19 protein-coding genes are annotated in these 22027 nt (G+C 55.9%); 6 read left to right on the forward strand and 13 right to left on the reverse strand.

Annotated features, from left to right (window positions below):
• Positions 1-23: 23 nt before the first annotated feature.
• Positions 24-920, reverse strand: coding sequence for a CPBP family intramembrane glutamic endopeptidase (locus AC2FIB_RS07890; protein WP_496734606.1), 897 nt, complete (start codon positions 918-920; stop codon positions 24-26).
• Complete coding sequence (locus AC2FIB_RS07895) at positions 913-4011, reverse strand: ABC transporter transmembrane domain-containing protein (RefSeq protein ID WP_496734608.1); 3099 nt, start codon at positions 4009-4011, stop codon at positions 913-915. The genes AC2FIB_RS07890 and AC2FIB_RS07895 overlap by 8 nt, the downstream gene beginning before the upstream one ends.
• Positions 4012-4256: 245 nt before the next feature.
• On the opposite strand from AC2FIB_RS07895, the gene AC2FIB_RS07900 reads away from it, so the two are divergent.
• From AC2FIB_RS07900 to AC2FIB_RS07910, 3 genes are all read left to right on the forward strand, one after another.
• Positions 4257-5018: a DUF6478 family protein gene (locus AC2FIB_RS07900; protein ID WP_496734610.1), complete on the forward strand. Its 762-nt coding sequence runs from the start codon at positions 4257-4259 to the stop codon at positions 5016-5018.
• Positions 5019-5029: 11 nt separating this feature from the next.
• On the forward strand, positions 5030-5389 hold the full coding sequence (locus AC2FIB_RS07905) for a hypothetical protein (RefSeq protein WP_282169507.1): 360 nt from the start codon (positions 5030-5032) through the stop codon (positions 5387-5389).
• 90 nt (positions 5390-5479) lie between these two features.
• Positions 5480-7006, forward strand: coding sequence for an MFS transporter (locus AC2FIB_RS07910; protein WP_496734612.1), 1527 nt, complete (start codon positions 5480-5482; stop codon positions 7004-7006).
• Between the two features lie 48 nt (positions 7007-7054).
• On the opposite strand, the gene AC2FIB_RS07915 is transcribed toward AC2FIB_RS07910, so the two are convergent.
• The 6 genes from AC2FIB_RS07915 to AC2FIB_RS07940 all read right to left on the reverse strand — a co-directional run bounded on the left by AC2FIB_RS07915 (position 7055) and on the right by AC2FIB_RS07940 (position 14176).
• Positions 7055-8395 (reverse strand): S41 family peptidase, encoded by a 1341-nt coding sequence (locus AC2FIB_RS07915; RefSeq protein ID WP_496734614.1) that lies wholly within the window; start codon positions 8393-8395, stop codon positions 7055-7057.
• Between the two features lie 6 nt (positions 8396-8401).
• Positions 8402-9532, reverse strand: coding sequence for a murein hydrolase activator EnvC family protein (locus AC2FIB_RS07920; RefSeq protein WP_496734616.1), 1131 nt, complete (start codon positions 9530-9532; stop codon positions 8402-8404).
• Positions 9529-11046 carry a 2,3-bisphosphoglycerate-independent phosphoglycerate mutase gene (gene gpmI / locus AC2FIB_RS07925; protein WP_496841907.1) on the reverse strand — a complete coding sequence of 506 codons (1518 nt, stop codon included), beginning with the start codon at positions 11044-11046 and terminating at the stop codon, positions 9529-9531. Before gpmI ends, AC2FIB_RS07920 begins: the two co-directional genes overlap by 4 nt.
• A 103-nt stretch (positions 11047-11149) precedes the next feature.
• Entirely contained in the window at positions 11150-12823 is a 1674-nt protein-coding gene (locus tag AC2FIB_RS07930; protein ID WP_496841908.1) for a sulfatase-like hydrolase/transferase, read from the reverse strand.
• Between the two features lie 75 nt (positions 12824-12898).
• A complete protein-coding gene (gene nqrM / locus AC2FIB_RS07935; protein WP_058272093.1) occupies positions 12899-13135 on the reverse strand; it encodes a (Na+)-NQR maturation NqrM in 237 nt (78 codons plus the stop codon).
• Positions 13136-13150: 15 nt separating this feature from the next.
• Positions 13151-14176: an FAD:protein FMN transferase gene (locus tag AC2FIB_RS07940; RefSeq protein ID WP_496841909.1), complete on the reverse strand. Its 1026-nt coding sequence runs from the start codon at positions 14174-14176 to the stop codon at positions 13151-13153.
• A gap of 374 nt (positions 14177-14550) precedes the next feature.
• On the opposite strand from AC2FIB_RS07940, the gene AC2FIB_RS07945 reads away from it, so the two are divergent.
• The 3 genes from AC2FIB_RS07945 (at position 14551) to tviB (ending at position 17468) form a co-directional block, all read left to right on the forward strand.
• Positions 14551-15075 (forward strand): CBS domain-containing protein, encoded by a 525-nt coding sequence (locus AC2FIB_RS07945; RefSeq protein WP_496841910.1) that lies wholly within the window; start codon positions 14551-14553, stop codon positions 15073-15075.
• 83 nt (positions 15076-15158) lie between these two features.
• Positions 15159-16172, forward strand: coding sequence for an NAD-dependent epimerase/dehydratase family protein (locus AC2FIB_RS07950; protein ID WP_496841911.1), 1014 nt, complete (start codon positions 15159-15161; stop codon positions 16170-16172).
• 12 nt (positions 16173-16184) lie between these two features.
• On the forward strand, positions 16185-17468 hold the full coding sequence (tviB, locus tag AC2FIB_RS07955; protein WP_496841912.1) for a Vi polysaccharide biosynthesis UDP-N-acetylglucosamine C-6 dehydrogenase TviB: 1284 nt from the start codon (positions 16185-16187) through the stop codon (positions 17466-17468).
• Positions 17469-17511: 43 nt separating this feature from the next.
• On the opposite strand, the gene nqrF is transcribed toward tviB, so the two are convergent.
• Genes nqrF through AC2FIB_RS07980 form a run of 5 tightly spaced genes read right to left on the reverse strand, consistent with a single transcriptional unit; the run spans position 17512 to position 22023 of the window.
• Positions 17512-18735: an NADH:ubiquinone reductase (Na(+)-transporting) subunit F gene (nqrF, locus tag AC2FIB_RS07960; protein ID WP_058272099.1), complete on the reverse strand. Its 1224-nt coding sequence runs from the start codon at positions 18733-18735 to the stop codon at positions 17512-17514.
• Between the two features lie 10 nt (positions 18736-18745).
• Positions 18746-19354, reverse strand: coding sequence for an NADH:ubiquinone reductase (Na(+)-transporting) subunit E (gene nqrE / locus AC2FIB_RS07965; RefSeq protein ID WP_058272100.1), 609 nt, complete (start codon positions 19352-19354; stop codon positions 18746-18748).
• On the reverse strand, positions 19354-20007 hold the full coding sequence (locus AC2FIB_RS07970) for an NADH:ubiquinone reductase (Na(+)-transporting) subunit D (RefSeq protein ID WP_058272101.1): 654 nt from the start codon (positions 20005-20007) through the stop codon (positions 19354-19356). Before AC2FIB_RS07970 ends, nqrE begins: the two co-directional genes overlap by 1 nt.
• On the reverse strand, positions 20007-20822 hold the full coding sequence (locus AC2FIB_RS07975) for a Na(+)-translocating NADH-quinone reductase subunit C (protein ID WP_496734630.1): 816 nt from the start codon (positions 20820-20822) through the stop codon (positions 20007-20009). The genes AC2FIB_RS07970 and AC2FIB_RS07975 overlap by 1 nt, the downstream gene beginning before the upstream one ends.
• Complete coding sequence (locus tag AC2FIB_RS07980) at positions 20815-22023, reverse strand: NADH:ubiquinone reductase (Na(+)-transporting) subunit B (RefSeq protein ID WP_496734632.1); 1209 nt, start codon at positions 22021-22023, stop codon at positions 20815-20817. Before AC2FIB_RS07980 ends, AC2FIB_RS07975 begins: the two co-directional genes overlap by 8 nt.
• Between the last annotated feature and the right edge of the window lie 4 nt (positions 22024-22027).

Genomic DNA, 22027 nt, shown 5'->3' on the forward strand with positions numbered 1-22027 from the left:
AGACGCTACGGAAAGAAATGCAATCAACGCCTGAGCGCAACCCGCGCCGTTAGCCAACTGACGATCATCACAGCAAAATCCACATACAGCCATTGCCGCAGCGCCCCGGTATCCGACATGTCGTAAGGAAGCAGATACAATGCCAGACCACTTAAGCCATCGGGTAAGGAAACAAACAGCAAAGCGACCATATTATTGAACAGGTGCAATGCGATAGCAGGCCCCAACGTCCCTGACCGTGCCGTCAGATCCGCCGCCATCAGGCCGAACATCCCGGACCACACGGCAACCAATAGCGCGTTGTCTCCGGCCGCGCCAGGGGCATAGTGACCTGCCGCGAACAAAATCGACGGTACGCCCAACCAAATAACCGGCGATCGGAATCGCGCTGCCAGACTTTGCTGGATGTAACCCCGAAAAAGCACCTCTTCAGCGCTTGTCTGAATCAGCACTGCAAATAGCGAGAAAGGCAGAAACAACAGCCAGGTCGACAGTGCCAAATTCTGCGTCAGCGTTGCGCCCATGCCATATGGCGGCAAGATGGCCACGACGATCCCAACGATCAGCAATGCCTTAAATACATTCCAGAATTGCCCAATGCCCTCGCGCCATGGACCACAGATTGAGCTCAGAGTTCGATGTTGTAGGCGTTTTGCAGCGATGGACACGCCCAATGTGATGAAGCCAAAGCTTGCCAGTAGCACCAAAAGTGCAACCGGGGATGCGCCGGTCAGCAAACCTTGGGCCCATTCGACGGATCCAAAACCCGCAACCAATCCAAAAAGTAGAAAGTTCAGAAGGATGCCAACCACGCCAACAATCGTCAGCCCGACCAGCAGGCGCCAAAGCTCTGGCCGTGCGCGCGAAGGTGCAACAAGTCGTTCATGCGCTATGTATCTGCCGGGGCGGGCGTCAGGCATTGTCGGCCGTTTCCCGGTTCGGCGCGTCATCGTCGAAGATCAATGAGGTTGCATTGGCGGCGTTCAGCCTTTGGGAAATCGTAGTCAGATAGCCGGCAACCGTCTGCAGCAGCTGCATCGCAACACCTGCGTCACTTTCAATAACCGCGCGCAATTCCTCGGCCCCAATGCGCAGGAACGAACAATTCTTGACCGCGACCAAATCAAATTGCCGAATTTCACCCGTGATGATCGACAAGTCTCCGATCAGACGCCCCGGCTCGATGACCGAGATCGTACGCGCGGTTCCGTTCCCTTCATTCCAGATCAGGTCGGCTTCACCCGAAATACACAGATAAGCGGCATCTGGCGTTTGCCCTTCGGAAAAGATAATCTGCCCGGCTGCGGCATCGTACCATTGCGCCGAAAACGCCAGAAGGCGCTGGTTGCGACCGTCAATGCCAGAAAACAGCTCGGTCGACGAGATAATCTTGAGCTTGCGGCTCAGATCATCTGTTGAGCTGGCCTCTTCTTCTGGACGGGTTCGCGAGACGCCGTCAATTCGACCATCCTTGATCTCGACGAACAGATCATAGGCTTCGGGATGGGCAAAGTAATCCTCCATGAAGATCATGACGGAGTCCGGCAACAATTCCCGCAGTTTCAGCCGGGTTCTCAGCCTGCTCTCGGAATCATGGCTGGCCAGAGCTTTGTCCAGGATCAACACATCAGGACGCTTGATTCCAGCGCGCGAGAATGCGGCGCGTTCCTGAAATACCGTCGGCAGATTATTCCCACCCAGACCCGAGGGCAGGTCATAGATAATGGCCGCCGCCCGGCGGCGCAGACCAGCTTCGTTCATGGCTTCGGCGACGACATCTTCGATTTCATCTGTGTGCGCCCCGGCCATCAAAGAAACCCGCCCGAACAGGGCATTTTCCATGACAGTCATGCGTTCAATATATGCATCTGGCGTGACCGGAACGAACATCCCATCCATCGAGGCACGCAGCTGTTCCGCCTGCCCCCTTCGGATGGCCAAGATTTTATCTTTGTACTCGTCTGGAAAATCAGGCCCGATCTGTTCCGCCGTCAGCAGGAACGGAACGGTCAGCAACAAGGCACGCTCGCCCTCGCTGATTGCTTCATCCCCTTTGGCTTTGCGCCGGTCCTCGATATCAAGCAGACGGTGGAACATATCCTTGGCCATACCCAGACGAAGGAACAGTGGGTGATCTGCCCCGTCCCGCCCAAACGTCTGGTGCAGTGTTTCCAGCACCGCGCTTGCAATGCTCATTGCGTCATCGTCCAGATCGTGATGGCGCAGCATCCACATGAACCGATCATCGCCCGCCAGAATATCCGGTGAGATATCGCGGGACGGAGCGGCAAACAGCAGGTTGCCCCCCAGCGGAACAGCCGGGTTAAAGCGGTCCGGTTCGAACCGATAGACATACCGCGCCAGGTCTTTTTCTTCCAACCTCTGCGCGACCGTGTCGCGCAGATTTACGATATCACGCGCAAGGGCAGAATGTTGCACTGGATCGAACTGGGTACGTAATGTCCGGCGGAACATGAACTCGTCGATGCCCATCGCCTCGACCAGCTGGAACCACCAGTTGCGGATATCCTCGATGTCTTCCAACCCTGCCAGGCCGGGATCGATCCACTCATCCGACAGGGAATCCGGAGGGTTCCCGGCCCGCACCGCTTCGATTTGCCACCGGCTTGGGGCTTTCTTTGCGTCGGGTTCGTGTTGTGGATGGGTTCGCAGCGGCATCAAAAGGTTATCGCCCAAAGTCCCGTCAAACAGATAGGGTCGCGAATAGGCATAGCCGATCCGCGCCGCAATTACCGTCTGGTGGAGTTTTAGCAGATCGTGACCCGCAATTGTGACGCTGCCTTGTATCGGCAAAAGCTCTCGTGTCAGCAGTTGCGCCAACGCGCCGCGCTCGGCGGCGCTTGATGACTGAATAGCAACGCGGGCACCCTTGGGGATGGTCAGGTCGATATCTTCAAGGATGGTTTTCCCGTCATCATCGCGCACTGTTACATTGCGCAGTTCGATATCGCCGCTGAGATGCGGAATGGACTCCGGCTCACCTACAAACAGCTCTTCAGGGATCATGTTGTCCGGGGCAAAGCGTTCAATCACGATTTCCCAGCGCAACGACATATCCTGAACCTGGTTGTAATAGGTCAGCAAATCTTTCCATGGGCCGCTAAGGTCCTTGTATGCCCCAAGCGCTGCGACCAACGCACCCACTGTCACCTCACCCGTGATGGCCAGATAGCCACCGACCGAATAGAACAGGAACGGCGTCATCTGAGTAATCAGATTGTTGAGGAACTTCATAAAGAACTTCTTGTTGTAGATCTTGAACCGGATCTCGAACAAGGTTCCCAACCGATGGCTGAATTGTGCCAACCGATAGCGCCAGCCACCATTGGCCCGCAAATCGCTGATGCCCGCCGCGCTTTCGCCAATTTCCGAGCTGAGGTGGCGGACCTGCTGAATTCGTTCCTTGTTCAGCAGGTTGATCTGGCGCTGCAGTTTTGGGATCAGCCATGCCTGCAACGGAATCAGCGCGATGCTGGCCAGACCGAACCAAACGCTTTGCATGAACAGAAAGGTGACAATGGTCATCATCTGACCAAACTGGAACACCGGCTGGGCAATCGCATCACCCATCAGGCCGCCCATCGGTTCGGCCTCGGAGGTGATCATTGAAACAAGTTCACCCTGGCTGGTGGTGGCAAAATACGATTTCGGAAATCGCATCGCGCGGTGAATCAGCGTGAACCGCAGGCGGCGCAGCATACGTTCGGCCAATATGCCCTTCATCGTGTTGATGCGCATCTTCATCAAGCCGCTGGCGATTACAGTGGCCAAAAATGCAAAACAGAGGATAAGCAGATATTGGACCTGCGTGAAGGTGAACCCAAAAAGTGTAACGCTATCGTTGGGCGCACCGATTGCGTCGTTGATGATCTGCTTTGGCAGCTCTAGCGAGGCGTAGAGAAACGGAAACGACAATACCGTCAGAAACAACAGCACAAGCTGCTGCTTTTTTGAGTGTTTCCAGATGAACGAAAATAGTGTGGGTTCCATGCCCCGGCCTTGCCTCAAAGAATTTAGTACGCGGTTTTTCGGATAATCCAAAGCAATCAGGTGCCGGACGGTACGCACAGTCCCGGATGATTGCAAGAACGGCAATGGCGGCCTTAGCAGACACAACCAAGACCGCCCAGTCACAACCACGTTAGTGTCGGATAGTTTTATGCGGATTTCACCAATTCGGCCTTATCCTCGCCGTTGTCTTTGACTAAAGAAGGTCAAGTTCAGACGATGGGATCATGGGCAAACTTCTCGAACGATATCTACACCGCAAAACGATTGCGCGTTGGCAACGGGCCGTTCAAGACGCGGCCGGGGCCACGAACCCCCAATTGCGTCAACAGCGCGACGAGGCGCGCAAACTGCGTGCGCAATTGGACCGTTTGCTACGGGAAGCAAACGAAAGACTGACGCTGCCCCTGATTGGATCAAAGCAATTCCCCAAGCCGCTAGGTACTGACTGGTGCTGGCGACCTGATTTGTGGCGGGGTCCCTTGCCCCGGCCCGGTCTCGCCTCAATCCCGCGTAAGGTCGAGTTGGATCAACAGGTAAAGATATTCCATGACTGCGCTTTATACGAGATCAGTGTGCGACAGGCACGGAACATGGACGAAAAGGACCTGGCCGCTTTTGGACTTGGCGTCGAAGTGTTTGGCTTTGCGGGGTCATTCCTGTCCGTGTCGCTGGATTTGCCGCCCGAGGCTGTGCAAGGTCTGACGCGGCAGCACCTGATGCGGGTCGATGCCCAGATTGAAACAGAGCGTCCGCTGGACGTGACCGCGCGATTGAATATTCGGCACGGCCCAAACACTGATTCCGTTCCACGGTCTCTTGATTTGTCGACAAGTTCGAATGTTCTGGATTTCGATCTTGCCAATTTGCCGCTGAACGAACGGCGTATAGACAAGATCTGGCTGGATCTGGTTCTGACCAATCCGGCTATGAACCGCATAGTTCTGCGGGACCTGACCCTTTGTCGCCACCACCGCGCCGACATGTGAGAGCATTGGCCATGACACAACCAACCTTGACCCCAACCCTGTTCGAAAACGGCATCTGGCGCGGGTACCTACAGGCCGACACTGAACCGCATGTCGAAGTCCGTTACATGGGCCAGGCGCTGGAGGGTGTATTCATGACCGCCACCGATGGTGGTTGGGAGCTGAGTGTGCCAGTGCCATCAACCGCGATTGCCGACGGGGTTCATTGCTTTGTAATAGCCGATGCAAACACATCACAGAAGATCGGTGAATTCACAATTATTGCGGGCGCATCAGCCGCGGATGATTTGCGGACCGAAATCGCTTTGTTGCGGGGAGAACTGGACTTGTTGAAAAGGGCATTTAGACGGTCTCAGGCACCTTCGGACTGATCCGGGTTTTCTTCGTTTCCAAGGCTTTGTCTATCTTTCAGGCGGAATCCGTGCATCATAAATGGCATCCGAAGCAACCCGGGTGCGAAAATGGACCGCAGCAGTATCGTCAAGGTCATCGCTCTGATGGTGACAGGGTTCGGGATCGGTATCGACTTTACCGGCGCTCTTATTCTTGTCCCAGCCATCGAAAACAGCTTTGACGCTGATATTACCAGCACCCAGTGGGTTCTGAACATCTACGCCTTGTTTTTTGCCATGACCATGGTCGCCGGGGGGCGCATGGGGGACATGTTCGGGCATCGCAAGATGATGATCATCGGGCTGGCGATCTTTCTATTTGCGTCCGTCATGTGCTTTGTCTCTCCCAGTCTCGACTTCCTGATCGCCGCGCGTGCTTTGCAAGGGATTGGTTCGGGTTGCGTCTGGCCTTGCACGCTTGCTTTTGGCGCCACCAAAGTCTCGCGCCCCGAACACCGCGCCATGATCATGGGTATGATCCTTGCCGGTGTGACCAGCGGCAATGTCTTTGGTCCTCTCATCAGCGGCGCCGCAGTCAGCTTTGGCGACTGGCGCTTGTTCTTTCTTGCAAACGTGTTGTTTTCGTCCATTTCGATGGTTACGGCCCTGATCCTTATGGAGCGTGAAACTCAACACAAACAGGGCGAACATATCGATTTCGCCGGTATAGGTATTCTTTCGTTTGCTGTTCTTTTGCTTCTTTACGGGCTGGACGTCGGTGCGGACTGGGGCTGGACGTCTGTCCCTCTGCTGATGTTGTTTTTCGTCAGCGCCGCGCTGTTCTTCTTTTTCCCGCAAGTCGAAAAGCGCGTGAAAGAGCCTCTCTTGCTGCCACAAATGATGCAGAACCGCGAGTTTCGGATCACGCTAGGACTGAACATGTTCAACGTGTCGGCGGCCTTTGTCGGGCTGCTATACTTCCCTCAATACATGCAAAAGGTCCTTGATTGGTCGGTGTTTGAGTCGGCGATTGGTCTTGCCCCGCTGACACTCCTGCTGGCCGTCGGTTCGATTGTTTCGGGCACTCTTTATAATGATTTCGGGCCAAAGCGCCTGCTGTTCTGGGGATATTTGATCGCAACGACTGGCGCTCTCAGCATTATCATCTTACCGGCGGGGTTGGGCTATTTTCAGATTTTGCCCGGCATGGCGATGATCGGGCTGGGCGCAACGTTGACGGTTGGGCCATCAGGCACTGCAGCCGTGTGCGCTGTCAAACCTGAACGCGCCGGACTTGTCGGCGGGCTGAGCTTTATGACCCATCTGGTATACGGCGCTATATCCGTCGCCTTCGCGACCGCAATAATGTATGTCGTCAGCCTGTCCAGCCTCAGCAAACAGCTGGTTGCGGATGGGATCAACATGTCTGCAACCGATCAAAAGGCGATCAACGGTGGAACGCTTACGACCGGTACGGCCCGCGCTATCATGGAAAAGCTAAGCTCGGAAGAGGCCGATAAGGTAAAATCCGCCGTCGCTGCCGCATTCGATGCAGGTATGAACATGGCCTTTGTTTTTGCGGCCATCTCGGTCTCGATAGGCATTGTTCTGGCGATGATGCTTGACGAAGAAAAGCTGCACAAGGTAGAGGGCTGATCCCGGCCTTTGCAGAAAGGGCCGCCTGTATCGGCGGCCCTGTTTGTCTTACTGAGACGGTCCGTTGGGATTGAACGCCGACAAACCTTTGAGGATGTCGATGGCGTAGGCCAGCTGATAATCCTCTTCCCGCAATTCAGCCGTGGCTTCGGCTTTGGCGCGGTCTTCTTCGATCTGACGAATTTCATCTTCGCTGAGGCTGTCATTGTTCAGGCTACCGCGTAGATCAGCTTCGGACCGTGTCCGTGCGTTGGCTTCCTCTTCCTCAGCATCCGGCGCAGGGCGCGGCTGTTCAACGATGATGTCGGGGCTGACGCCAAGTGCCTGAATTGACCGGCCCGAGGGCGTGTAATAGCGCGACGTCGTCAGACGCATTGCGCCATCGCCACGCAGCGGCATGACCGTTTGCACCGACCCTTTGCCAAAGCTCTTGGTGCCGACAACGATCGCGCGACGGTGGTCTTGCAGCGCGCCGGCCACGATTTCCGATGCAGAGGCGGACCCGCCATTAATCAGGACAACGATTGGTTTACCTTCGGCCAGATCACCCGCTGTTGCATTGAAACGTTCACCGTCGCTTGGGTCACGACCACGGGTGGACACGATCTCGCCTTCGTTCAGGAACGCGTCCGAAACTTTGATCGCCTGGGTCAGCAACCCGCCGGGATTGTTCCGCAGATCAAGGACGACCCCGTTGACCTTGTCCAGACCACCGGCTTCCTCAATCTGCTCATTTAGGCCTTCTTGCAGGTTCGGGAATGTCTGATCGTTGAAGGTGGTGACGCGTAGGACTACGCTGGTGCCTTCGGTCCGGGCACGCACGGCTGTCAGTTTGATAGTGTCGCGAATGATGGTGATATCAAACGGCTCTTGCTCGCCTTCGCGGACGACCGTGATCACGATTTCCGACCCGACCGGGCCACGCATCAGATCGACGGCCTTGTCCAATGTCAGGCCAAGGATGCTTTCCCCATCGACATGAGTGATGAAATCACCTGCTTCGATACCAGCCTCATCCGCAGGTGTGTCGTCGATTGGCGAGACAACTTTGACATACCCTTCTTCTTGCGTGACCTCGATGCCCAATCCGCCAAATTCGCCCCGTGTCTGCACGCGCATCTGCTCGGCATCATCGGGTGAAAGGTAGCTGGAATGCGGGTCAAGCGACGTGAGCATGCCGTCAATGGCCGCCTCAATCAGCTCTTCCGGCTCAACGTCTTCGACATACTGGGCGCGGATACGTTCGAAAATATCGCCAAACAGATCCAATTGCTCGTACACGCTGGCCTTGCGGTCAGCTTCTTGCGCCAGCAAAGGACCAGCGATTTGTGTAGTTGCGATTACACCTGCCACGGTTCCGGCCAGACCGGCCATCAGAAATTTCTTCATACTCGTTTATCCATCCTTGTCGGTCCGAAACCATGATTCCGGGTCCACGGGGCTGTTATTCTGTCTTACCTCTATATAGAGCGTTTCTGACCGGTCAGTTCCAGTGCCATCACCGCTTGTTGACAAAATTGCGCCGATTTCGGGCGATTCACCCGGCATCAAACCCACCGGAGTGCCTTCGGGGATGACCTCGCCCATGTCTCCGTAAACGTCTTGCAGCCCGGCGAACACGAACAACAAGCCCGGTTGCGGCTCGAGGATCATGACGTTCCCAAGCTCCAGCAATGGTCCACGGTACCGGATCGTTGCCGCGGTTGGCGCTGTAACAATTGCCCGAGGACGGGTGGCCAAAACCACACCGGGGCGCGTCACACCAGCCGCGTCAGTCTCATCCGCGCGGTGCAAAACTACGCCTTGGGTCGGCAATTCAATCCGCCCCTTGCGGTCAGAGACATCCGCGTCTGTTTCAGCAATTTCGCCTTCCGGGATTTCGGACAATCCGCTGGCAAACCCATCCAGCGTCTCGGTTGATGAGATCAGGATGGCGGTGCGCACCGGATCTTCGACAAAGCGACGGGGCAAATCCGTGCGGTCAGCGATGGCCTCGCTTAGGCTGGTGCGCGCGTTTTGCACACCGGTTAACCCTTCGACCAGAGTGTCTGCAGCACTTTGCTGAAGTTTCCGAAGGGTCTGGACCTCTTGCAGATCATGGGCCAGTGCCTGCGCGCGCGCGTTCAGTCCGGGAGTAACTTCGGACAGCATCATGCCTGCCCGCGCGGAACCAAGGGGCCCGGACGGGTGCAGCATCAGAACGGGTGGTGCCGTGGTCTCAATGGTCTGCAATACACCCAGCAGCTGCGCGACCTCCTGTTCCCGCGACCGCAATTCTGCTGTCAGCTGTGCCTCGCGGGTCGCTGCCATGCGCAACCCGTCCCGCATCGCCGAAAGCCCGGCCTCATAAGCCTGGATAGTTTCGGTCAGGGCACGCACGCGGTCGCGGGCACCGTCGGCTTCAGTCAGGTTGATCGAGGCCTGTTCCAGCATGCGCGCCGCATTCAAGGCTGCTGTGGACGGATCTTTCTGCGCGCTGGCAGGCGACGCAAGACATATCGCAAAGATAAGCGCGCGCATCGTCATGACAGCAGGCTCTGCCCCGTCATCTCGGGCGGTTGCTCAAGACCCATCATGTCCAACAGCGTCGGGGCTAGATCGGAAAGGCGGCCGTTGCGCAACGAGACACCTTTTGGCCCACCGACCAGCGCCACGGGAACCGGGTTCAGAGTATGCGCGGTGTGCGGCCCGCCGGTTTCGGGGTCAACCATGACCTCGCAATTGCCGTGATCCGCAGTGATGATCATCGCACCACCAACCTTGTTCAGCGCCGCGACAACCTGCGACAAGCCCTGATCGACGGCCTCACATGCCTTGATTGCGGCTTGCAGATCGCCCGTGTGACCAACCATGTCCGGATTGGCATAGTTGGTGACGATGAGGTCATAGTCCGCCTCGATCGCCTCGACAAACTTCGCCGTCACTTCGGCCGAAGACATCTCGGGCTGCAGGTCGTAGGTGGCTACTTTGGGCGATTTCGGCATAAACCGGTCTTCGCCTTCCTCGGGCGTTTCCTTGCCGCCATTGAGGAAGAACGTGACATGGGGGTATTTTTCGGTCTCGGCCAGACGGAACTGGCGCAACCCCTTCTTGGCAACCCACTCACCCAAAGTGTTCACGATTTTCCGCTTGGGGAACACGGTTGTCATATAGGCATTGTGACCGTCGGAATATTCGACCATTCCCAACAGGGCGGAAAGCTGCGGGCGCGGGCCCGTATCGAAGTCCGAAAAGCCCGGTTTGCCAATCGCGCGCAAGATTTCACGGGCGCGGTCCGCTCGGAAATTCAAACAGAAAACCCCGTCACCATCCTGAATGCCGTCGTAACCTTCCAGAACAGTGGGAGCGATGAACTCATCGGTTTCAGACTGGTTATATGCGTGATCCACAGCGCTATGCGCGGTTGTGGCAGCCCGACCCTGGCCTTTAACCATCGCATCATAAGCCTCGCTGACGCGTTCCCAGCGATTGTCCCGATCCATTGCAAAATACCGACCACAGACCGTGACGATACGCGCCCCGTCGGGCAAACGATCTTCAAGCTCAGACAGGTAGGTGAATGCCGATTTCGGAGCGACGTCGCGCCCGTCCGTCATGGCGTGCAGCGCCACCGGAACGCCCGCATCGGTGATCGCCTTGGCAGCAGCGACGATGTGGTTCAAATGACCGTGGACACCACCGTCCGAGACCAAACCCATCAGATGCGCCGTTCCACCTGCTGTCTTCACCTTTGCTATGAAGGTCTGCAATGCGGCATTGTCGAAAAAGCTGCTGTCTTCAATCGCCAGGTCAATCTGCCCCAGATCCATCGCAACAACGCGGCCCGCCCCGATATTTGTGTGACCTACCTCGGAATTGCCCATCTGGCCGCTGGGCAAGCCAGCATCCGGGCCATGTGTAATAATGGTCGCGTGCGGCCCATTGGTCATGATCGCATCAAAGGTCGGAGTATTTGCAAGGTACGGCGCGTTAGACCGCGTGTCTTCGGACAGGCCCCAACCATCAAGAATGCACAGGACGACGGGTTTGGGGGCGTTCATTGCGGCTCTCCGGATTTCTGCTCTGGTCGGTCTTGTATCGCCTGCCCTCGGGCAATTGAACCTTATTTTGTGCGCGGTTGTGCAGATTTAATACTTAGTCCGCTCAACCCTTGTTTATCAAATCCGTATACGGACGCGCCGTGCGACCGCGATACTTAACGGTCAGGTCCAGCGGCGCATCGTTTTCATCATAGACCCCGACCACGATCCCCCTGCCCCGGCTTTTGCTCCGCATCTCAATCAGCTGTTGTTCCGACCGGGTCGTGCGCTGCGACTGGCGGCGTGTCCAAACGAACAGGTGGTCGTACATTGTGGCAACAATATCGGCGTGATCGGCACTGTTCCCCAGATCGACAAGCTCGTTAGGGTCATTTTCCAGATCAAACAGGATAGGCCGATGACCGCCTTCGCAGTGGATCAGCTTCCACTTTTTATTGGCTGCCATGAACATGACTGCGTCGCGAACCGAGGCGTTCAGCTTGTCTGCGATTGGCGATGCAGAATAGTCATATTCGCAGATCACCACATCGCGGAGCGTTTCCTTTTCCTGCCCGTGCAGGATCGGCAGCAAAGACTGCCCCTCAAGGATATGCCCTGCAATCTCACCGCCCGCCACATCCACAAATGTCGGAGCAAGGTCGATGGATTCGACCAGCGCATCGCTGACGGTTCCGCGTGTGCCATCCGCCTCAGGCGAGGGATCGTAGATGATCAGCGGCACCTTGGTCGAGGCATCCTGAAAGAACGTTTTCTCGCCCAACCAGTGATCGCCCAGAAAATCGCCGTGATCGGATGTCAGCACGATCATCGTGTCCTCCATCCGGCCGGTTTTCTCCATCCAATCGAACAGCCGCCCCATCTGATCATCGGCCTGTTTGATCAACCCCATATAGGCCGGGATCACCGCATCCCGCACATCCTGCCGCGAGAAAGTCTGCCCAACCTTAGTATCCATAAATGCCTTGAGCACCGGATGCGCACTCTGACGTTCCGCGCCGGAGCGCACGACCGGCAGAACATGTTCCGGCCCGTACATCGTGGCATAGGGTTCCGGCACGATGTATGGCCAATGCGGCTTGATAAAGCTCAGATGACAGCACCATGGGCCGTCATGGGTCTCCATGAATTCGATGCCACGACCGGTCAGATAGGGGGTTTCGCTGTCTTCTTCAGCGATGTTCGCAGGTTCATCCGAGTTTTTCAAAAACCAGCCGGACAGGACGTTGCCATCCGCATCCAGCCCCGAATTGGCAAAGTCGTGCCAGGGATTGTCACTCTCATACCCTTTTGCAGCCAGATGCTTATTGTATTCCTTTGCGCCATCCGGATCATTAAATCCGTCGGGTCCTTCAGGCAGCATACCGTCATCGCGTTCATACACATCAAACCCGCATTCCGCGACGCGCGCGCCGATCAGACTGTCAGGCTCCAACCCCAGCCGCTCCATGCCTTCCGCATCTGCGCGCATATGGGTCTTGCCGACCAGCCAGCAGTCCATCCCGGCCTTGCGCAGGTGATCCCCCATCGTGATTTCACCAACTTTCAGCAGAATGCCATTCCATGAGGCGCCGTGTGAATGCACGTAGCGGCCGGTATATGTCGACATGCGCGAGCTGCCGCAAATCGGAGACTGGATATAGGCCCGATCAAAGCGGACTCCGTCAGCAGCCAGCCGGTCAATGTTGGGGGTGTGCAAATGCGGATGCCCGTAACAGCTGAGGTAATCCCAGCGCAGCTGATCGAACACGATAAACAGGATGTTTTTGGCTTTGGCCAAACCCGCGCCCTCCCGCAAGATGCCTCAGGGGTTTATTTAGCCATTACCATCACTACAGCGAAGCGCAATCTGCGCTTAAGCCTGACGCTCCATCTGCTCAAGCATCTTTTTGGCACGTTTGCATTGCAACTGATCACGCAAGGGCGAATTGGGATCGACATCCTTTTTGCAGACCACACATTTGTCCGCGCCCGAGATTGCGTTCAGACCACCACAGCTGCCTTTGATCGTCTTGCCCATCAGCATGACGCCCAGCGACATGCCAACCACGATGATCAAAAGCAGAAAAAACGCTATGATAAAGGTGCTCATCCCGGTTCCTACCTATCAGTTGGTGCCCAGTGCGTCTTTGAACGCAGTGCTGTGAACCGTAATATAGGCATCGTCGCCGCCTGTCACATCCCGCGAGATGAAATACACGGCAAGTTTATGTTCTTCAGCCAGCTCCAGGCCCTTATCCTGACCCAGCGCGAGCATTGCCGTCGCCCAGGCATCCGCCATCATCGCATTTTCGGCCAGAACTGTGACCGAGGTCGTGCGATGCGTGATCGGACGACCTGTTGTTGGATCGATGATATGCGAATACCGCACGCCGTCCTGTTCAAAGAAATTCTTGTAGTCGCCAGAGGTCGCCATACCGAGGTCGTCCAACTGAACTACCAACTGCAGGTTTTGGGCCCCTGCTTCGGGCTTTTCGATCCCGATCCGCCAAGCCTCACCCTTGTCGTTCTGGCCCATGGTGACCAAATCACCGCCGATCTCGACCATATAGTTTTCGATCCCAGCGTCGCGCAGCGTCGCAGCCACGGCGTCGATGCCATATCCTTTGGCGATTGCTGACAGGTTGATACCCACGCCAGCATCTGATTTGGCCAAAGTTCCGTTGTCGCTGTCCAACATCAGCAAGCGTTCCTGACCAACGCTTTCCAACGCCGTCTGTATCTCGGCATCTGATGGCACCGGATCTTCTGGCTTGCGCGGACCAAAGCCCCACAGTTCGATCAGCGGGCCAAGCGTTACGTCGAACGTGCCGCCCGATTTTTCGTGCACGTCATTTGCTGCACCCAAAACCAGCGCAAATTCTTCGGAAACCTCGGTGGGTTCCGTGCTGGACGACGCCGAAAATGTCGAAACCTCTGAGTTGGGGTCCCAGTTGGACATCTTGGCGTTCACATCTGCCAACGTCTCTTCGACGGCAGAGCCCAATGCAGTCTCATCCACATCCGTGCCGATAGCGGTGATGTTGAATGTGGTACCCATGGTCTCACCGGACAGGCGCACAACCTCAGGTTCTTTGTCAAAGAGACATCCGGAAACAAGTGTTGCAACAGCCAGAACAGGCAAAAGGCGCATCGAGAGACCTCCAGAGGAAAACCGTGCCCGGCATATGCCAGCGGCCCCATGCAGAGTCAAACCGACTTCACAGCTTTAGCGGCAGGAAGCCCAACATAAGTAGCCCAATTCCGGCCGGCACACCGAACAACCAGGCTTTCTTTTGCCAGCCAACCGGCTGCTGTTTCCAGGCCATTCTAAAGTTATGCCCGCATACGACAACGGTAAAGAAAATCAGCACTGCGACGGGCGGGGTAAGGTACAAGTCAGACAAAAGGCCGGATATCCTTGTTTAGCGGCAGTTTTCCCCGGTTTGGGCATTTGCACCCTATACAGACCGCATTGCTGCGGTAAGGTGTAAGGGAAGCCATCTCAAAAATAAGAGGAGATTGCCAATGGCCCCAACCTCATATCAGCCCCCAACCCGCGGCGACAAGACCGATACAAGCACGCATAGCCAATCGGTTGAATCCAATCTGTCGCACTCGCAGACGACGGTGGCAAAATTGCTTGCGGGTAAAGGGGATGCTGTATTTGCGGTGCGCCCAAACGACACGATCCATTCGGTCGTGAATACCCTCAGTGAAAAGCGGATCGGTGCCGTGGTCGTGACCGATCAGAACGGCACTCTTCAAGGTATTCTGTCCGAACGCGACATCGTTCGGCGCATGGCTGACACGCCCGGGCAGACCCTGCCACAATCAGTCGAAGATCTGATGACGCGCGAGGTCAAGACATGTTCACCAGACGATTTTTTGAATGATGTCCTGAAAACAATGACCGAAGGACGTTTTCGCCACATGCCCGTTGTTGGCGACGGTAAACTGTGCGGCGTCGTCACAATCGGTGACGTTGTTCATTTCCGGCTGAAAGAGCTCGAGTATGAAGCGTTACGCATGAAACAAATGATCGTAGGCTGATCCTTCCGGCAGAAATCCCTTGACCTTGGCTGACTGACAGTATCCTTGATGCCAAAATTTGTTCGGTTATAGGTCGAGGGTAAATGAAGCACGTTCTGGTAACGGGTACAGCGGGATTCATTGGGTTCCATCTTGCAAAACTGTTGCTTTCGGAAGGATTCCGGGTGCACGGCTATGACGGGATGACCGATTACTATGATGTCGCGTTGAAAAACCGCCGGCATCAGATGCTGCTGCAAAACCCTGGGTTTTCCGTCACTGAGGACTTGCTGGAAAATCACGAAAAACTCAAACAGGTTGGAGATGACTTTAAGCCTGACGTGATTGTGCATCTCGCTGGTCAGGCAGGCGTGCGTTACAGCCTGGAGGATCCGCGCAGCTATATCGACTCGAATATTGTGGGCACATTCAACGTGATGGAGATTGCCCGCGAACATAAGGTTGAACACCTGTTGATGGCGTCCACCTCGTCGGTCTATGGCGCGAATGAGGTGATGCCCTTCACCGAGGTCGAAAAGGCCGACACGCCTCTGACCATCTATTCAGCTACCAAAAAGGCCAACGAGGCCATGGGCCATTCCTACGCGCATCTTTGGAACCTGCCCACAACTATGTTTCGGTTTTTTACCGTTTATGGCACTTGGGGGCGGCCGGACCTGGCGCTTTACAAGTTTGTGGATGCCATTCTGGATGACCGCCCGATCGATATTTACAATCATGGCGACATGTATCGCGATTTTACAAATGTGGATGATCTTGTCCGCGGAATCCGGCTGTTGATCGACAGCCCGCCCGTGCGCCCCGACAGCGCAGATGACATCGAAGAAGGCGACAGCCTTTCGCCCGTAGCGCCCTGGCGCGTGGTCAATATCGGAAATGGCGACAAAGTGCGCCTGTTGGATTTCGTCGAGGCGATCGAAGAAGCAGTCGGCAAGAAAGCAATCAGAAACTATATGCCCATACAGATGGGCGATGTCCCAGCCACTTGGGCCGATACCGATCTGTTGCAGCGATTAACCGGATATCGCCCACAAACCGATTTCAAGGTCGGGATTGCCCAGTTCGTGGAATGGTTCCGCGACTATCACGGAAAATGAACTGAGTGCCGCATGCTCGAAACAGACCCCAATTCTCGTAAAATTGCCGTCATCGGCCTGGGTTATGTCGGCCTGCCACTGGCAGTGGCGTTTGCCGGGGTGGGCCCGGTCATTGGGCTTGATATCAATGCCAAACGCATTGACGCGTTGCGCGCGGGGCAGGATAGCACTCAGGAAGTAGAACGCGAAGATCTGACCGCCGCGACAGGTTTGACCTTTAGTTCGGAACCTTCCGATCTGGCGGGATGTGATACCTTTATCGTGACGGTCCCAACGCCAATCACGGCGGGCAAACAACCGGATTTGTCGCCCTTGCTGAGTGCGTCCGAGACGGTCGGGCGTATTCTGAAAAAAGGTGACTTGGTGATTTACGAGTCCACGGTTTATCCAGGTGCAACCGAGGAAGACTGTGTGCCTGTCCTCGAGCGGGTTTCAGGACTTAAATTCAACATGGATTTCTTTGCCGGATACAGCCCAGAGCGGATTAACCCCGGTGATAAGGGCCATCGGATCTCGGACATTTGCAAGGTGACCTCGGGTTCAACCCCCGAAGTTGCCGATTTGGTAAATGCGCTTTATGGCCGGATTATCGCGGCGGGTACGCACAAAGCGGAAAGCATCCGCGTGGCGGAAGCCGCGAAAGTTATCGAAAACACTCAACGCGACCTGAACATCGCGCTGGTCAATGAATTGGCGATGATTTTTGGACGCCTGGGCATTGATACCGATGCGGTTTTGCGCGCAGCTGGCACCAAGTGGAATTTTTTGCCCTTCCGTCCTGGCCTGGTCGGCGGACACTGCATCGGCGTCGACCCTTATTACCTGACACATAAGGCAGAGGCGGTCGGCCATCATCCACAGATCATTCTGGCCGGGCGACGTCTGAACGACAGCATGGGCAGCTATGTGGTGTCGCAACTGGTGAAGCGGATGACTCGCGTCGGGATTGACGTCGGATCGGCGCGCGTGCTGGTCATGGGGCTGACATTCAAGGAAAACTGCCCGGATCTGCGCAACACCAGGGTCGTCGATATCATAGACGAACTGAAGGATTACGGTATTGAGGTAGATGTGCATGACCCGCACGCCGATGCCGCCGAAGCGTTGGTCGAGTATGGTATTTCCCTTGTCGCCGCCCCCAACGAACGCGCCTATGACGGCGTCGTTTTAGCCGTCGCACATCAGGAGTTCCTAGACGTCAAACCCGCGCAAATCAGAGCGTATGGAAAAGACACAAGCGTGGTCTTCGACGTCAAGTCGGTCCTACCGATAAAGGCCAGCGACCTTCGTCTTTGAGTACAAAAGAAAACCGGCGCTATAAGCGCCGGTTCTATGTTTCTTACCCACCGAAATCGTCGAGCATGATGTCTTCGCGGTCCACACCCAGATCCAGCAGCATGTTGATGACCGACTGGTTCATGATTGGTGGGCCACACATGTAGAACTCACAGTCCTCAGGTGCAGGGTGGTTCTTGAGATACTCTTCGAAAAGAACGTTGTGGATAAAGCCGGTGTAGCCTTTCCAATCGTCCTCTGGCTGCGCATCCGACAGGGCAACATGCCATTCGAAGTTGTCGAATTCCTCGGCCAGAGTGTCGAAATCCTCGACAAAAAACATCTCTTTCTTGGACCGTGCGCCGTACCAGAAGCTGATTTTGCGGTCGCGATTTTCCAGACGCTTGAGCTGGTCGAAGATGTGACTGCGCATGGGCGCCATACCGGCGCCACCGCCGATAAAGACCATCTCTTTTTGGGTGTCGCGGGCAAAGAATTCGCCAAAAGGGCCCGAGATGGTGACCTTATCACCCGGTTTCAGGTTGAAGATGTAGGACGACATCTGACCCGCTGGGATACCCTCGGAACCGGGAGGTGGCGAGGCAACACGGACGTTCAGCATGATCATGCCTTTTTCGTCCGGGTAGTTGGCCATTGAATACGCGCGCTCGATCGGTTCGTTCACAACCGATTCATACTGCCACAGATTGAAGCGGTCCCAATCTTCGCGGTATTCTTCTTCTACGTCGAAATCAGTGTATTTCAACGCATGCGCAGGGGCTTCGATCTGGATGTATCCGCCAGCGCGGAAATTCACGTCCTCGCCCTCTGGCAAATCCAGCGTCAGCGCTTTGATGAAGGTTGCCACGTTTTCGTTCGAGCGAACCGTGCATTCCCATTTCTTGACACCAAAGACCTCTTCAGGAACTTCGATGTCCATGTCCTGCTTGACCGCAACCTGACAGGACAGGCGATCGCCGCAAGAGGCTTCGCGCTTGGTGATATGGCTTTCTTCAGTCGGCAGGATCGAACCGCCACCTGAATGCACGCGCACACGGCACTGCGCACAGGTGCCACCACCACCGCAGGCAGAAGGCACGAACAACTTCTCAGCCGCCAATGTTTGCAGCAGTTTGCCACCTGCAGGAACGGAAATGGTTTTTTCACCGTTGATAGTGATGTTCACATCGCCGGTCGATACCAGTTTCGAACGGGCGGCCATGATGAGGGCCACCAAAGCGACAACGATCAGGGTGAAAAGGACGACGCCTAGGCTAAAAGTTTCCATTCGTCCCTCCTTACAGCTTCACGCCCGAGAAAGACATGAAGGCCATCGCCATCAGTCCCGCGGTGATGAAAGTGATGCCAAGGCCCTGCAAGCCATCCGGAATATCCGAGTACTTCAGCTTTTCACGAACGCCCGCCATAGCGGTGATCGCCAGTGCCCAGCCAAAGCCCGAAGACACACCATAAGTGGCTGCTTCGGCAAAGTTATAGTCACGCTCGACCATAAACAGCGATCCCCCCAGAATGGCGCAGTTCACTGTGATAAGCGGCAGGAAGATCCCCAGCGCGTTGTAGAGCGGCGGGAAGTACTTATCCAGAACCATCTCAAGGATCTGCACCATCGCCGCGATCACGCCAATGTAGGAGATCAGACCAAGGAAGGTCAGGTCCACATCAGGGAAACCCGCCCAAGCCAACGCACCGGGCTTCAGCAGATAACTGAGCAGCAGGTTGTTCGTGGGAACGGTGATCGCCTGAACGACCATGACCGAGATGCCCAGACCCAGCGCGGTCGAGATCTTCTTGGATACGGCGATGAATGTACACATCCCGAGGAAGAAGCTGAGCGCGAGGTTTTCAACAAAGATGGCCTTCACGGCCAGTGAAATCAGACCTTCCATCAGTGGGCCTCTACCTGCTGAATTTTGTATTCACGCTCTTCGACCTGGTTCGGCTTCCATGTGCGGAAGGCCCAGATGATCAAGCCGATGATAAAGAACGCGGACGGCGGCAGCAGCAGCATGCCGTTGGGCACGTACCAGCCACCATTGTTCACGGTTTCCAGAATGGTAACGCCAAACAGCGATCCGTTGCCGAACAGTTCGCGAATGAAGCCAACAAGCAGCAGGATCAGACCGTAGCCCATTCCGTTGCCCAAGCCGTCAATGAAGGATGCGACGGGCGGGTTCTTCATCGCAAATGCTTCGGCGCGGCCCATCACGATACAGTTGGTGATGATCAGGCCGACAAAAACCGACAAGGTTTTGGAAATCTCAAAGGCGTAAGCCTTGAGAACCTGATCCACCAGGATCACCAGCGAGGCGATGATCACCATCTGTACGATGATCCGGATCGAACCCGGGATCTGGTTGCGTAGGCAGGAGATGAAGAAGGACGAGAACGAGGTCACGAAGGTAACCGCCAGCGCCATCACGAAGGACACCTGCAGCGAAGAGGTCACCGCCAGCGCCGAACAGATACCCAGCACCTGCAGTGTGATCGGGTTGTTGTCGACAAGCGGGTCGACCAGCATCTCTCTCTTGGTCTGGGACATCAGAACTCTCCTGCTTGCAGTTTGGCCAGGAACGGAGCGAAGCCCGCATCACCCATCCAGAATTTCACCAGGTTATCAACGCCAACCGAGGTCAGCGTGGCACCGGCCAGCGCATCTACATAAAAGTCTGGGCCAGCGGCAGGTTGCGACTTGGATACTGTGATCTGCAGATCACCGGCATCATCCCGCAGCTTCTTGCCGTTCCACAATGCTTTCCAACGCGGATTGTCCACCTCGGCGCCAAGACCGGGGGTTTCGCCGTGCTGATAGAATTGAAGGCCGTAGATATCGTTGCCGTTGTTTTCCAGCGCGATAAAGCCATAGAGCGTCGACCACAGACCATAGCCGTGCAGCGGCAGGATCACCTTGTCCAACTCGCCGGATTCGTCGCGCAGCAGGTAGACAACACGGTACAACGCCTTGCGACCGATACCAGCCGGGTCATCGTCCAGCGCGACGCTCAGCTCTGGATCGCTTGCGGCGGCCAGATCGTCGAATGTTGCGGGATCGAACCGGTCGTCGACGAACTCACCCGTCGAAAGTTCAACAACGTGCGGCTCGAATGCGGCGAACGCCTCAGACACGTCGGTGCCGGGTTCATAAACACCAGCAACCTGCAGAACGTTGATCTGCTTGTCCTTCAGCGCGTTGGCTTCCTGGACCGGGCGCAGGCTAACGGCTGCGGCGGACACAACCATCGAGGCCACCAGACAAACGGCGACGGCGATAAAGATCGTTTTACCGACCGAGTCCGGCGAAGCCGCCAGAAACTTGGCAATCGCGCCCTTGGGTTCTGGGGATTGCGTATCAGACATGGCGACGCGCCCTCCGTTTGATGTTTGCCTGAACGACGAAGTAGTCGATCAGCGGTGCAAAGACGTTACCGAACAGGATTGCCAGCATCATGCCTTCGGGGAAAGCGGGGTTCACCACACGGATCAACACAACCATGATTCCGATCAGAGCACCGTAGATATAACGGCCCATGTTGGTATGGCTGGCTGAAACGGGCTCGGTCACCATGAAAGCCAGACCGAAAGCGTAACCGCCGACGACGACGTGCCAGTACCATGGCATCGCAAACATCGGGTTGGTATCCGACCCAATGAGGTTGAACAGCAGCGTCAGACCTATGGTCCCAGCCAGACACCCTACAATCAGGCGGAAATTGGCGATGCGCGTCATCAACAGAAATGCCAGACCGATCATACAAGCCAAGGTGGAGGTCTCTCCAAAACTGCCCTGCATCTGACCAAGAAACGCATTCCACCATGTCAGCCCCTCAGTGGCCAACGCCTGATATCCTTCTGAGGCGGATACCGACAGAGCTGTCGCGCCTGAAAAGCCATCAACCGGGGTCCAAACCGTGTCACCTGACATGTTCGCCGGATAGGCAAAGTACAGGAACGCACGACCGACGAGTGCTGGGTTCAGGAAGTTCTTGCCAGTGCCACCAAAGACTTCTTTACCAATCACCACCCCGAAGATGATGCCCAACGCAACCTGCCAAAGTGGCGTAGATGCGGGCAAGATTAGCGTGTAAAGCATGGAAGTTACAAGGAAACCCTCGTTCACTTCATGGCCGCGAACAGTCGCAAAGATGACCTCGAAGATACCGCCTGCAACCAGAGTGACGATGTAAATCGGCAGGAAATACATCATCCCGTGCATCACATTGGCAAAGATGCTGGCGGGGTTCAGCGAGATACCGAACATCTGCAGGATGGCGATCCGCCAGCCAGTGGCTGAATCGGGTCCAAGCGCGGCAATGGCCGAGTTTGCCTGAAAGCCGGTATTGTACATTCCCCACAGGATACAGGGGATCGTGGCGATCACGACATAGGTCATGATCCGCTTCATATCCACGTAGGACCGCGCATGGGGTGCAACGGAGGTTACCGTTTTCGGAGTGTAGACGAAGCTTTCGACCATCTCGTAGATGGGGAAATACTTCTCGTACTTGCCGCCCTTAGTAAAGTTCGGCTCGATCCGGTCAAAGAAGTTGCGCAAACCCATTCGG

Source organism: Ruegeria sp. YTSA072 (genome assembly GCF_059610285.1).

Bases quoted from the DNA above. Each gene is read 5' to 3' on its own strand.
- AC2FIB_RS07980 (WP_496734632.1), bottom strand. From the start codon at position 22,023: ATGGGTTTGCGCAACTTCTTTGACCGGATCGAGCCGAACTTTACTAAG.
- AC2FIB_RS07970 (WP_058272101.1), bottom strand. From the start codon at position 20,007: ATGTCCCAGACCAAGAGAGAGATGCTGGTCGACCCGCTTGTCGACAAC.
- AC2FIB_RS07900 (WP_496734610.1), top strand. From the start codon at position 4,257: ATGGGCAAACTTCTCGAACGATATCTACACCGCAAAACGATTGCGCGT.
- tviB (WP_496841912.1), top strand. From the start codon at position 16,185: ATGCTCGAAACAGACCCCAATTCTCGTAAAATTGCCGTCATCGGCCTG.
- nqrE (WP_058272100.1), bottom strand. From the start codon at position 19,354: ATGGAAGGTCTGATTTCACTGGCCGTGAAGGCCATCTTTGTTGAAAAC.
- AC2FIB_RS07945 (WP_496841910.1), top strand. From the start codon at position 14,551: ATGGCCCCAACCTCATATCAGCCCCCAACCCGCGGCGACAAGACCGAT.
- AC2FIB_RS07975 (WP_496734630.1), bottom strand. From the start codon at position 20,822: ATGTCTGATACGCAATCCCCAGAACCCAAGGGCGCGATTGCCAAGTTT.
- AC2FIB_RS07895 (WP_496734608.1), bottom strand. From the start codon at position 4,011: ATGGAACCCACACTATTTTCGTTCATCTGGAAACACTCAAAAAAGCAG.
- nqrF (WP_058272099.1), bottom strand. From the start codon at position 18,735: ATGGAAACTTTTAGCCTAGGCGTCGTCCTTTTCACCCTGATCGTTGTC.
- AC2FIB_RS07950 (WP_496841911.1), top strand. From the start codon at position 15,159: ATGAAGCACGTTCTGGTAACGGGTACAGCGGGATTCATTGGGTTCCAT.
- AC2FIB_RS07920 (WP_496734616.1), bottom strand. From the start codon at position 9,532: ATGACGATGCGCGCGCTTATCTTTGCGATATGTCTTGCGTCGCCTGCC.
- nqrM (WP_058272093.1), bottom strand. From the start codon at position 13,135: ATGAGCACCTTTATCATAGCGTTTTTTCTGCTTTTGATCATCGTGGTT.
- AC2FIB_RS07940 (WP_496841909.1), bottom strand. From the start codon at position 14,176: ATGCGCCTTTTGCCTGTTCTGGCTGTTGCAACACTTGTTTCCGGATGT.
- AC2FIB_RS07890 (WP_496734606.1), bottom strand. From the start codon at position 920: ATGCCTGACGCCCGCCCCGGCAGATACATAGCGCATGAACGACTTGTT.
- AC2FIB_RS07905 (WP_282169507.1), top strand. From the start codon at position 5,030: ATGACACAACCAACCTTGACCCCAACCCTGTTCGAAAACGGCATCTGG.
- AC2FIB_RS07915 (WP_496734614.1), bottom strand. From the start codon at position 8,395: ATGAAGAAATTTCTGATGGCCGGTCTGGCCGGAACCGTGGCAGGTGTA.
- gpmI (WP_496841907.1), bottom strand. From the start codon at position 11,046: ATGAACGCCCCCAAACCCGTCGTCCTGTGCATTCTTGATGGTTGGGGC.
- AC2FIB_RS07910 (WP_496734612.1), top strand. From the start codon at position 5,480: ATGGACCGCAGCAGTATCGTCAAGGTCATCGCTCTGATGGTGACAGGG.